General features: G+C 30.1%; 16 protein-coding genes. 8 read left to right on the top strand and 8 right to left on the bottom strand.

All coding sequences use genetic code 11. From position 1 onward, the window contains the following. Nucleotides 1-300: 300 nt before the first annotated feature. The 3 genes from B0A78_RS09050 to B0A78_RS09040 all read left to right on the top strand — a co-directional run bounded on the left by B0A78_RS09050 (nt 301) and on the right by B0A78_RS09040 (nt 2,027). Nucleotides 301-873 carry a TetR/AcrR family transcriptional regulator gene (locus B0A78_RS09050; protein WP_014164678.1) on the top strand — a complete coding sequence of 191 codons (573 nt, stop codon included), beginning with the start codon at nt 301-303 and terminating at the stop codon, nt 871-873. A 91-nt stretch (nt 874-964) separates the two neighbouring features. Then, on the top strand, nt 965-1,597 hold the full coding sequence (locus B0A78_RS09045) for an NAD(P)H-dependent oxidoreductase (RefSeq protein ID WP_014164677.1): 633 nt from the start codon (nt 965-967) through the stop codon (nt 1,595-1,597). A 13-nt stretch (nt 1,598-1,610) separates the two neighbouring features. Next, nucleotides 1,611-2,027: an organic hydroperoxide resistance protein gene (locus tag B0A78_RS09040; RefSeq protein ID WP_014164676.1), complete on the top strand. Its 417-nt coding sequence runs from the start codon at nt 1,611-1,613 to the stop codon at nt 2,025-2,027. A 479-nt stretch (nt 2,028-2,506) separates the two neighbouring features. Here the strand turns inward: B0A78_RS09040 and B0A78_RS09035 are convergent, their stop codons facing one another. The 4 genes from B0A78_RS09035 to B0A78_RS09020 form a co-directional block, all read right to left on the bottom strand. Next, entirely contained in the window at nt 2,507-3,367 is an 861-nt protein-coding gene (locus B0A78_RS09035; protein WP_097609603.1) for a hypothetical protein, read from the bottom strand. Nucleotides 3,368-3,683: 316 nt separating this feature from the next. After that, entirely contained in the window at nt 3,684-4,139 is a 456-nt protein-coding gene (locus B0A78_RS09030; protein WP_014164674.1) for an ankyrin repeat domain-containing protein, read from the bottom strand. Nucleotides 4,140-4,221: 82 nt separating this feature from the next. Beyond that, complete coding sequence (locus tag B0A78_RS09025) at nt 4,222-5,715, bottom strand: catalase (protein ID WP_014164673.1); 1,494 nt, start codon at nt 5,713-5,715, stop codon at nt 4,222-4,224. A 14-nt stretch (nt 5,716-5,729) separates the two neighbouring features. Further along, nucleotides 5,730-7,199, bottom strand: a complete 1,470-nt coding sequence (locus B0A78_RS09020) for a catalase (protein WP_014164672.1) — start codon at nt 7,197-7,199, stop codon at nt 5,730-5,732. Between the two features lie 318 nt (nt 7,200-7,517). On the opposite strand from B0A78_RS09020, the gene B0A78_RS09015 reads away from it, so the two are divergent. The 3 genes from B0A78_RS09015 (at nt 7,518) to B0A78_RS09005 (ending at nt 8,814) form a co-directional block, all read left to right on the top strand. Continuing rightward, a complete protein-coding gene (locus B0A78_RS09015; protein ID WP_014164671.1) occupies nt 7,518-8,153 on the top strand; it encodes a peroxiredoxin in 636 nt (211 codons plus the stop codon). Between the two features lie 82 nt (nt 8,154-8,235). Next, a complete protein-coding gene (locus B0A78_RS09010; protein ID WP_014164670.1) occupies nt 8,236-8,544 on the top strand; it encodes a thioredoxin family protein in 309 nt (102 codons plus the stop codon). Nucleotides 8,545-8,556: 12 nt separating this feature from the next. Next, nucleotides 8,557-8,814: a DUF6952 family protein gene (locus B0A78_RS09005; protein WP_014164669.1), complete on the top strand. Its 258-nt coding sequence runs from the start codon at nt 8,557-8,559 to the stop codon at nt 8,812-8,814. Between the two features lie 47 nt (nt 8,815-8,861). Here B0A78_RS09005 and B0A78_RS09000 read toward each other — a convergent pair whose 3' ends face one another. The 4 genes from B0A78_RS09000 to B0A78_RS08985 are packed head-to-tail and all read right to left on the bottom strand — an operon-like array spanning nt 8,862 to nt 10,952. Then, entirely contained in the window at nt 8,862-9,500 is a 639-nt protein-coding gene (locus tag B0A78_RS09000) for an arsenate-mycothiol transferase ArsC (protein WP_014164668.1), read from the bottom strand. Beyond that, the gene (locus B0A78_RS08995) at nt 9,481-10,113 is read right to left on the bottom strand and encodes a class I SAM-dependent methyltransferase (RefSeq protein ID WP_065213538.1); all 633 of its coding nucleotides are present in this window, start codon (nt 10,111-10,113) and stop codon (nt 9,481-9,483) included. The genes B0A78_RS09000 and B0A78_RS08995 overlap by 20 nt, the downstream gene beginning before the upstream one ends. Nucleotides 10,114-10,116: 3 nt before the next feature. Continuing rightward, entirely contained in the window at nt 10,117-10,581 is a 465-nt protein-coding gene (locus B0A78_RS08990; protein WP_014164666.1) for a DUF6428 family protein, read from the bottom strand. A 44-nt stretch (nt 10,582-10,625) separates the two neighbouring features. Continuing rightward, a complete protein-coding gene (locus tag B0A78_RS08985) occupies nt 10,626-10,952 on the bottom strand; it encodes an ArsR/SmtB family transcription factor (RefSeq protein ID WP_014164665.1) in 327 nt (108 codons plus the stop codon). Nucleotides 10,953-11,069: 117 nt separating this feature from the next. Between B0A78_RS08985 and tpx the strand changes: the two genes are divergently transcribed. Continuing rightward, on the top strand, nt 11,070-11,567 hold the full coding sequence (tpx, locus tag B0A78_RS08980; protein WP_014164664.1) for a thiol peroxidase: 498 nt from the start codon (nt 11,070-11,072) through the stop codon (nt 11,565-11,567). Continuing rightward, nucleotides 11,567-11,941 (top strand): diacylglycerol kinase family protein, encoded by a 375-nt coding sequence (locus B0A78_RS08975; protein ID WP_014164663.1) that lies wholly within the window; start codon nt 11,567-11,569, stop codon nt 11,939-11,941. The genes tpx and B0A78_RS08975 overlap by 1 nt, the downstream gene beginning before the upstream one ends. Nucleotides 11,942-11,977: the final 36 nt, after the last annotated feature.

Genomic DNA, 11,977 nt, shown 5'->3' with positions numbered 1-11,977 from the left:
TTTTTATTAAGAATGATTTTAGCATCTATAAGTAATAAAGTTTATCAGATAGCTTTAATTATTCTAGTTAAGTTATGATGCCTAAGATAAAAAAAGGATTTAATAAATAATTACGGGAAATCCGCATAAATGTGAGGGATAATAAAAAATGTTAAGGTTTAACTAGCTGTTGGTTATATGCTTACGCTTTTATCCTTTTTCTAAAAGGATTACATTTTGTATGTTTTAAAAAATTTTAACACAAAAAGAATGAACGTTCATTCTTTTTGTGTATCTTTGTAGTTGTAAAATATAATAGGAATGAAAGCTCCATTGAAAGACAAAGAAAAAGCAATATTGGAAGCAACTTTAGAATTAGTGAATAATAATGGTTTTCACGCTTCTTCGATGTCAAAAATTGCACAAAAAGCAAATGTAGCACCAGCTACTATTTATATTTATTTTGAAAACAAACAAGATCTGGTAGATAAACTTTATCTTCATCTAAAAAACGAGATTAGTGACCATATCTTTAAAGATTATAATGAGGAAATGTCAGTAGAAGAGGGGTTTAAGATAATTTGGTATAGTATAGCGAATTATAAAAGAACTCATATAAAAGAAGCTCTTTTTCAATCGTTGTGCGACATTACACCCATGATTAACGAAGAAACGCGAAGTAAAGGTATTTCGTATTTGCAAAAATTTATGGATTTATGCAAACGAGGACAAGAAGAAGGAATCATTAAAGATTGTTCTCTGTATTTAATTTATGGATTTGCAATAAATCCATTATCCTTTTTAGTAGCTAAACACCAAATGGGGGAATTGTTTTTTAATGAAGAAGTGTTAGAAAACGCATATAAAATGTCTTGGTATAGCATAAAGAAATAAGATTGTTACGGCTTATATGTTAAAAAAATAATCAGAAATAATCTAGTTGAGTACAATAAAAAATAATACATTACATAAAAACAGAGAGAAAATGGATTTTTTAGAATTATTAAATAATCGTTATGCTTGTAAAGCAATGACGGGAGAAACGATTCCAAACGAAAAAATAGAAAACATTTTGGAGGCTATTCGATTGACTCCAACTTCTAGTGGATTACAACCTTTTGAAGTTTTTGTAATTACAAATCCAGATGTTAAAGCTGAAATTAGAAAAATAGCTTGGAATCAATCGCAAGTTACAGATTGTTCTCACTTATTAGTTTTTGCCGCTTGGGATACTTACACAGCAGAAAGAATAAATCACATGTTTGATTTAACTAATGAAATCAGAGGTATAAAAAATGAAGGTTGGGAAGCATATCGCCAAAAACTTTTATCCTTTTATCCAGACCAAGATCCAGAAGAAAACTATAATCATGCTGCAAAACAGACTTATATAGCTCTTATGTCAGCTATGACACAGGCCGAGTATGAAGGAATAGATAGTACACCTATGGAAGGTTTTGATCGTGATGAGTTGGATAAAATTCTTAATTTAAGAGAGAAAAATTTAAGAAGTACGCTCATTCTTCCTTTAGGATATAAAAACGCTCCTAATGATTGGTTAGTGAATCTTAAAAAGGTGCGTAAACCTATGAGTGAATTAGTAACATTAATAGATTAAATAAGAGATAAAAATGAAAACATTGTATTCTACAAAAGTAACCGCAACAGGAGGTAGAGAAGGTAGTGTGAAATCTGAAGATGGCGTTTTAGATTTTAAAGTAGAAATTCCAAAAGAATTAGGAGGAAAAGGAGGTGCCTTTACGAATCCAGAACAATTATTTGCGGCGGGTTATGCGGCATGTTTTGATAGTGCGTTAAATTTAGTTGCTCGTAACTCAAAAATAAAATTAGGAGGGACTAGTATAACAGCTGAAGTGGGAATTGGTTCTAATGAAAATGGAGGTTTTGATTTATGTGTGAATTTAGTTGCCCAAATAGATGGAGTAGAGAGAGAAATTGCAGAAGATTTATTAGCTAAAACACACCAAGTTTGTCCTTATTCTAATGCAACTAGAGGAAATATTCAGGTAGAAATATCATTAAAATAAATAATTTTGAGTAATTGTGTTTTTTAATTAGATTTTAATATTTATTAGTAAAGAGATCATTGGTTTAATAGGTATTGTAGCAAAAGATATTTTCTAATGAATAGAATAGAAAATTAAAAATAATTAGAAATATATATTATACGCCCTAAAAGTAATCGTCTATATTTATGTAGAGGTCATGCTTTTAGGGCATTTTTTTTGATTAAAGTTTCTTAAAATATAGGATTAGATGTTAAACTAGATTTTGTATTAAAAGTTTATTAGAGGTAGAAATGATTTAGAATTTAAAAAAGAATTTTATTTTTAGTATAAAGTCTAATGTGTAAACTGAATTTTAAAAGAAATTTGAGAGGGAGTTGAGGAAGAGGAAATAGTTTAAATGATATAGTTTTAATTTTTTTCTAGAGTAGAAAAGAAAAACTAGAGGTTAGTTTTTTTAAAACGACCTCTAGTTAAAATTTTATGGAAAAATAAGATTATTATAATTTATATGTAACACCAAAAGCTATAATGCGTTGTAAGAACCAAAAATGTTGACTTGCTCTATCCAACGAATCATAGGAAGTACGAATATCAGGCATATTGATATAGCCTCCTTTGAATTCTCCTTGTATAAAGAAATGTTTTAAAAAGGTTAAATTTAAACCTGCTTTAGCAGCTATACCATAACCCGCTAAATGAAATTCATCGTAACGTTCTTTATGAAAAAGTTTGGTATTTGTTTTAGGTAATAAAATACCCGCGCCGATTCCTTCCGTTAAATTTAGTTGTACTTTATCTGTATTAAGGGTAGGAGCAATATATTTAGTAAGATCATCAACTCGGCTGATTTCTGCATTAACATAATTAAGGCCATCAGTATGTTCAAATGTTAAAAAATCCTCTGTTAAATTTACTTGATTTGAACCAAGAGGCTGTCCTAATTCATTTTTATCTTCTCCATATACCCCTCTGTTAGGATAATTACCTGTGTAATTTACTACTTTATTTTGATACATAACATATTTCATGTGATCTAATCCTAATGAAATATTATAATGATCGTTAATAAAATATCCCAATCGAAAATTTGTTTGTGGGATGGTCATTCTAAGCGGATTGATATAATCTATATGCCAACCTTTAGGTTTGTCTTGAGCTGGTACATCATAAATGGTAAAATTGTAATCATTTCCTTTAAAAGTAATATCAGAATTACTGAAAGTTTCGCGATTTCCTCCCCAATAGACATAGAACTTACCTTTATTATGTGCAGTATAACGTTCTGAAACCGTTTCTTGAGCTAATGAAAAAAGCGAAATCAAAGAACTGAAAACGGATAAATAAATTGTTTTTTTCATTTTAAAATATATGATTCTTTGTGTTAAAAATTATAAACAAAGATAACTTACATTTTCAACGTTTTTTAGATATTTTTAGATTAAATTCTACTGGACAATAAAATTATAAATGAAAATGTGTTTTAAGGTTTGTTATTTAATCAATATTCTAAAATTGTTTATGAATAATCTTATATGTTATTAAATTTATAGAATTAATGATATTGCTACCCAATGTTTTTGTGAGTAAAATAATTCATTTTAATGAATTATTTTAAATTAGGAGGGTATGTTTTTTAGACTAATTGATATTAATTTTGTTAAAAACAGATTGTTTTCATTTGGTGTTTTTTGTGGATAAAAATTTAATTATTTCAGTTCTTCCAAAACGTTGTGCATATTCAAGGGTTCTTTTATTGGTTTCTTCATCACACTTCTCGTTATTTATTAAATATTTAGCAATATCATCTTCACTAGCAACGATAGCTCCCATTAAGGCTGTATTCCCTCTTTTATCTTTTATACATAAGTCAGCTCCTTTAGAAAGTAAAAATTCAACAGCTTTTTTTTGTCCATTGTATGCAGCAATCATTATTGCTGTGTAACCGTTTTCACCCTGATAATTAACGCTTATCCCTGTTTTAATAAATTCATCTAATATTTCTATATTAGAAGTCCTTGCGCCATAAAAAAATGATTTTTCAAGTTCTTGTTGCGCATTCATATTTTGAGAAAAAGAAACGAAAAAAGGGCTGATTAATAAGATTAATGTTAAAAAAATTTTAGTATACATAATTTTAATTTTAAAAGAATGCTATAAGTATCAGAAAGATTCAAAAATCCAATATTATAGCATTCTAGGAAGTTAAGGGAATTTATTTATTATAACTATCTTTAGATAAACCTAGAGCATTACCAACTCTTGTTCCGTATTCTTGATCCGCTTTATATAAAAAGCTAACCATAGTAGCTTGAACTTTTTTATCTTTGACTTTGCTTAAATTACTTGTCCAGTTTTTTATTAAGTTGTCTTTTTCTTGTTTAGAATAACTACGATACAGGATACCTGCTTGATAAAAATCTTTAGAATCTTTTATTTCTTCTCGTACCATATAACCGTCTAAAAGTCTTTTATCATCTGCTTTAAATTCTGTATATGTAGGATTATTATGACTAGGGAAGTAATTTGTATCGCCTGTTCTTTCTTCAAAATTCATTGCACCGTCTATATGGTAATTATTTACTTTTACTAAAGGTCTATTAGCGGGTAATAATTGATGATTTTTACCTAATCTGTACATTTGTGCATCAGCATAAGAAAAATTCCTACCTTGAAGCATTTTGTCAGGAGAAAAACCAATTCCAGGTACCACTCTAGAAGGAGCAAAAGCAGCACTTTCAGTGTATTGGAAGAAGTTTGCTGGTATACGATCTAAAACTAACGTACCTACTTTTATTTCTTCAACATTAAACCATTGTTTCGTGTCATCAAAAATATTAAAATCGTATTTGTTAATGTCTTTATTAGGTATTATTTGTACATATAAATCCCATTTAGGAAAATTTCCAGCAGCAATATTGTTGTATAAATCTCTAGTCATGTGACTAAAGTCTTTGCCTTGTACTTGAACTACTTCTTCTGCTGTTAAATTTTTAATTCCTTGTAATGATTTGAAATGAAATTTAACCCAAGAAATGTCTCCTTTATCATTAATAAATTTAAAAGTATTTACACCAAAACCATCCATTTCTCTATAAGATTTAGGAGTTCCATTATCAGACATTAACCATGTTAATGTTTGAGTAGCTTCTGGTGTTTTTGAAAAGTAATCAAAAATTCTATTTTCATCCTGAAGATCCGTGATAGGAGATGGTTTATTAGCGTGTGTGAAATCAGGAAATTTAATAGCGTCTCTTATAAAAAATGTAGGTATATGATTACCCACTAAATCCCAGTTGCCTTCTTCTGTATAGAATTTTACAGCAAATCCTCTTGGATCTCTTGCTGTTTCAGGAGAACCTTTCGAGTGAATAACGCTTGAGAAACGAACCAAAACAGGTGTTTTTTTATCTACCTCCGTAAAGATTTTAGCTTTGGTAAGATCGCTGATGTTTTTAGTTAAGATAAAATATCCCTGAGCGCCGGTTCCTCTTGGGTGCATAACACGTTCAGGAATTCTTTCTCTACTAAAATGTTGCAATTTTTCAATTAGGTGGACATCCTCTAATAATACGGGGCCATTTGGGCCTAAAGTTAAGGACTGTAAATCACCATTTACAGGAGCTCCTCCACTAGTTGTAAGAGGATTTTGGGCAAATGCGCTTATTGAGATAATAAGCGATGCACAGGTTACAAATGATTTTCTCATTACTATTTAAATATTTATATTAAATCTAAATCGGTTAAACTAATACCTAAAGCAGCCGCAACTCCTTTGCCATAATTAGGATCTGCCTTGTAGCAGTTATGAATATGGCGCTCTTGTATAAATCTTTCAGCTCCTCCTACAGAACGTGCTGTATTTTCAAACAATGTTTGTTGTTGTTCAGGAGTCATGATTCTAAACAAGTTACCTGGTTGGGAATAATAATCATTATCTTCATCTCTAAAATCCCAATGATCGGCAGCTCCTTCTAGTGCTAAAGCAGGTTCTCGATATTCTTTTTGTTCTTGCCATTTTCCATAGCTATTAGGTTCATAATGTACTGTTCCTCCGCCGTTACCGTCAATACGCATAGCACCGTCTTTGTGATGATTATGAAATGGACATCTTGGGGCGTTTACAGGGATTTGATAATGATTAACTCCTAATCTGTACCGTTGTGTATCTCCATAAGAAAACAATCTACCTTGTAACATTCTATCAGGAGAAAAGCCTATACCAGGTACAATATTTGCAGGGTTAAAAGCAGACTGTTCTACGTCTGCAAAATAGTTTTCTGGGTTTTTATTTAATTCTAATACTCCAACATCAATAAGAGGATAGTCACTATGAGGCCAAACTTTTGTTAAATCAAAAGGATTGATAGGATACGTTTTAGCATCTTCTTCAGGCATTATTTGAACCTTTAAGTACCATTTTGGATAATTTCCTTCTTTAATGCTGTTGTATAAGTCTCTTTGATGGCTTTCTCTATCTTTTCCTATTATTATTTCTGATTCTTGATCGGTTAAACATTCTATTCCTTGAGCTGTTTTAAAATGAAATTTCACCCAAAAACGCTCATTATGGGCATTTATAAAGCTAAATGTGTGGCTACCATACCCATTCATGTGGCGGTAACTTTTAGGAATACCACGCTCACTCATAGTCATGGTAATTTGATGTAAAGATTCGGGTAACAATGTCCAATAATCCCAATTATTATTAGCACTTCTAAGATTTGTTCCAGGATCTCTTTTTACGGCTTTGTTTAAATCTGGAAATTTATACGGATCGCGGATAAAAAATACAGGGGTATTGTTTCCAACTAAATCCCAATTACCTTCTTCAGTATAGAATTTTACCGCAAAACCACGAATATCCCTTTCCGCATCAGCTGCGCCACGTTCACCAGCAACTGTTGAAAATCGTAGAAATAGATCTGTTTTTTTACCAACTTCAGAAAATAGTTTTGCTTTGGTATATTTAGTTAGGTCATGCGTAACGGTAAAAGTTCCAAATGCAGCTGAACCTTTTGCGTGCATACGTCTTTCAGGAATTACCTCTCTATCAAAGTGAGCTAATTTTTCTAAAAACCAAATATCTTGTAAAAGCATTGGACCTCTTTTACCAGCAGTTAAAGAGTTTTGATTATCAGCTATAGGTCTACCTGATACTGATGTCATTTTGTTTTGTTGACTATTACTCATTTTTAATTGTTTTGATTATGTTCTTTTCAAATAATTAATATAAATGTTCTATCTTTAAGGAATGATATTTAAAAAATACAGCGTATTTGTTTAGTTGTTCTTTGGGCAAATCTAAAGTGATTTTGTTTATGTGATTTTGTTTTTCTATAAATAAAAACTATATCACTATTGTTTGATGTCAGTCAAAGCAAAGCCTTTTTTAAGCTATAAAGAATATTTATATTTGAATAGAAAATTAATGGGTTGAAGAGAATAAAAGGAAGAATTGGATTGCTAATTTTGCAACTAGAAAATTAATAAATTTAACACTTATATATTATGGCTTTAGTAGGAAAAAAATTTCCAAACATTACAGTAGATGCAATTTCAGAAATGGGTGATAACTTAAGAATCAATGTTCTTGAAGAAGCTACCAAAAACAATAAAAAAGTAGTGTTATTTTGGTATCCAAAAGATTTTACTTTCGTTTGTCCAACGGAATTACATGCTTTTCAAGCAGCTTTACCTGAATTTGAAAAAAGAAACACAATCGTAATAGGTGCTTCTTGTGATACAAATGAAGTACATTTTGCTTGGTTAAATACACCTAAAAATAATGGAGGTATTGAAGGTGTTACATATCCATTATTAGCTGATACTACTCGTAATTTGTCTAAAGCATTAGGTATTTTAGATGCAGAAGAAGTATATGATGAAGAATCTGATGATATTTTATTAGATGGTTCAAATGTAACTTTCCGTGCTACTTACTTAATTGATGAAACAGGTAAAATATTCCATGAAAGTGTAAATGATATGCCATTAGGAAGAAATGTAGCAGAATATTTACGTTTAGTAGATGCTTATACACACGTTCAAACGAAAGGAGAAGTTTGTCCTGCAAACTGGGAAGAAGGGAAAGAAGCTATGAATGCGGATAGATTAAGTACAGCTACTTATTTAAGCCAAAACTAATTAATTGTAATAACCAATAATACATCAATGGCACTGTTTTGTCAAGAATAGACATTGTCATTGATGTTCTAATTTTATAAATATGTTACTAGAATTAAACGAAGATATATTACAAAACGTAATTAACGAAAATGAAAAAGTAATCGTACAGTTTTCTGCATCATGGTGTGGTAATTGTAGAATTATGAAACCAAAGTTTAAAAAATTATCAACTGAAAATGAAGGTCTTACCTTTGTAATTGTAGATGCTGAAAATTCACCAGAATCTAGGAAGTTAGCAAATGTTTCTAATTTGCCTACATTTGCAACTTTTGTTAATGGAAAATTAGTAAAAGAAACGCAAACTAATAAAGCAGAAGTATTAAGTGAATTAGTTAGTGAAATTCTTTAAGAAAAAGAAATTATGAAATTACCTGTTATAAAACATTTAACTCAATTTATAGAAGAAAACGATAGTGATTATTTAGTAGAAACAATTGCTGTACTAGAAAATCTTACAGAGTTAGAGTCGTTAAAGGATGAAGAAATAGATGTAATTGGCGAATTAATTTCTAACCTTTATGGTGCTTTGGAAGTTCAAAAGCTAATTAAAGAAGGCAAAGAAAAGAAAGCAGCACTAAATGAGTTTATGAAACGCGTATTAGGATCTATTGATAAATAAAAAGGAAAGCCAGCAATTGCCGGCTTTTATATTTATCTGGATTGATCCTATATTTTTCGTTGTTTGTTAAGTATGTGCTTTTTAACCTCAAAAAATACGTAAAATAATTCAGTAGCAATTTCTATACTTTTTTCTTCGTATTTTAAATCCATTAGTTCTGTATCGTCAAATGATTTAGGATCTTCATATCTTATTGCTATTTTTTTATCTGCTCCTATAACAATAGGACATCCCTCATCTGCATTACTACAAGTCATAATAGCCGCAAAATTCGATTTAGGGTTAAATAAGTGATCATAAGTTTTTGAAAAACAAATGATCCCAGTCTTGTTTTTATCATATTTTACACTATAAATAGGATTTGATTCATTGCTTAATTGAATGATGGAAAAACCTTGTTCTTTAAGGGTTTCAACTACCTTATGGAAGAAAGCGGAAGCTTCCGTTCCTCCAGAATAGCAATAAACATTAGGTATCTCAAAATAATGAGCTAAAGTTTGAGCCCATATTTGTGAAAGAAGGCTTCTTCTGGAATTATGCGTGCAAATAAAATTAAGATTGATGTTTTCTTCTTGCTCTATCTTTTCTTTAATATATTCAATGAGGGGTTGAAGAATTAATTTTCGGTCGCTAGAAGTTGAAAACAGAGCTATTTTTTCAATATTTTTAGATAGATTTAAAAACATAAGCGTTTTTTTTAAAAGTACAAAATATAAAATTTTGGATTGTTCCAAATGGTGTTTCGTGCTCTATATCATGATTTTCTATAAGTTTAAAATCAGATTCAAAGGTTTCTTTTAATGTAGTGGCAGTATATTGTGTTATAGGAAGCCCGCTGCATTTTAAAGGGCCAGATGTTGCAAATGTACCAATAATAAGTGTTCCGTTTTCTTTTATGCCCTCAGTGGCTATTTTTTTATAAGTATTAATAAGAACAGGATCGGTTAAAAAATGAAAAGAAGCTCTATCATGCCAAACATCAAATTTTTCTTTGGGTATAAATTGGATGATATCACTAGTTATAAAATGAACTTTATCCGAATTTGCTTGTAATCTTTTTTGTATTCGTTCAATGGCTTTATCTGAAATGTCTAATAAATATAAATTGGTGTAACCTAGATCTAAAAGGGAATCTATTAAATAACTATCGCCACCTCCAACATCTATTATTTTAGCATTTTTAGGAAGGTTGAGTTTTTCAATAGATTGAATAGAAGTTTCAGGTTTTTTTTCGTACCAACTAACTTCGTTTTCTTTTTTTGTGGAAAAAACATTTTCCCAATGGGCTTTTTTATTCATAACCTAACAACAACCAGAATTGGGTGTACAAGAATTAACTATTTTACTTAAATTTTTTTTAATTTTTTCATTCGGAATTCCGCAATTATTCTGAGCAAGACAAGTTGTTTGAGTAGGTAAAAGCACGAAGTGTCCTTTTTGAAAATCTAATGTATATTTGCCAATAGTATTTTTGTCCTGATATTCTACTAATATTTCATAATCGTTACAAACAATATTTTTTTCTATCGCTTCAATTATTTTAATCGTTTTCTGACTGGTTAATCTATGCCAAGTATCTTCTGCATACCATAGTTGAAAAGTAAAATAATTTTCTTCTCTAAATGTATTTCCACAATCGGTGTATTTTTTGTTTAATACTCCCATTTCTGTAATATGGAAATGTTTTGGAATAAAAGTTCCGTTTTGGAATAAGATCTCAAAAGAATCAAGTCTTGATAAGTGCTGTTTAAATTCAGATAATTTCATAAGTTATGTGAAATTTATAGAGTAAAATATAGGATACTCTTTGGTTATAGACAATAGTTGGTGTTTCTTATATTTTCTAAGAGCGAAAAATAGTGTTCTACTTTTTCTAATGCTTCTTTATTTATGCAATAACAAATAGATTTTCCTTCTATATTACCTTTAATAAGACCTACTTGCTTTAGCTCCTTTAAATGTTGTGAAATAGTGGGTTGGGCTAGGGGTAGTTCTTCTACTATGTCATTACAAATACACGAATTTACTTTTATTAAATACTCTATGATAGCTAAACGGGCAGGATTTCCTAAAGCTTTAAATAAATTAGCTAATTCATTTTGTGAATTGCTGAAAAAGGCTGATTTTGAGGCTCCCATGTTTTTTTTATTTGTATATTGCAATATTACGATGTTAATTATAAATATTTACATTTTTATTAAGAAAAAATATTTGAAAAATATCCTTATTTTTGGAGCTTTAAAAAAAATAAAATTATGGGACAGATAACATTTAAAGGAAATACGATAAATACAGTTGGAGAATTGCCTGTAGTAGGATCAGTGGCAAAAGCGTTTGAATTAGTAGCAACGGATTTATCTGTAAAAACATTAGAAGATTTTAAAGGACAAAAACTGGTGTTAAATATTTTTCCTAGTATAGATACTGGAATTTGTGCGGCTTCTGTTCGAAAATTTAATGAAACAGCATCTACTTTAGAAAACACAAAAGTATTGTGTATTTCTAGAGATTTACCATTTGCACAAACTCGTTTTTGTGGAGCAGAAGGGTTAGATAACGTTATTAACCTTTCGGATTTTAAAACAGGTAGTTTTGGGGCTGATTATGGTTTGACTATAGTAGAAGGACCTTTGGCAGGTTTGCATTCACGTTGTGTAATTGTATTGGATGAAAACGGAGTTGTAAAATATACAGAGCAAGTAGCAGAAATTGCTCAAGAACCTAATTATGAATCTGCTTTAGCTTCTTTATAATGAAATTTGAAAAAGACGAAACCTTATTTACAGGTCGATTAAAGAGTATAGGATTTGCTGCTAAAGGAGCGTTTAAATTAATTACTACTGAACATAGCGTAATGGTTCAGTCTTCCTTGGCGGTTTTAATGTCATTAGCAGGATATTATTTTCAAATTACTCGTGAAGAGTGGATGTTTCAGATATTTGCCTTTGGATTGGTTTTAAGTATCGAAGGGTTGAATACAGCGGTTGAAAAATTAGCTGATTTTGTACATCCTGATTTTCATGAAAAAATTGGTTTTATAAAAGATATTGCAGCTGGAGCTGTTTTTTTTGCAGCTATGACAGCTTTTGCTATAGGAAGCTTTATCTATTTACCTAAAATATTGTAAGCTTAATTGTTGTAAATCGACCTATTTTTTAAAATT

It is taken from the genome of Flavobacterium columnare NBRC 100251 = ATCC 23463 (assembly GCF_002530675.1).
In the GTDB taxonomy this organism is placed as follows: domain Bacteria; phylum Bacteroidota; class Bacteroidia; order Flavobacteriales; family Flavobacteriaceae; genus Flavobacterium; species Flavobacterium columnare.
Note: the sequence above shows the minus strand (reverse complement) of the source record. Positions and strands in the feature narration are given on the sequence as shown.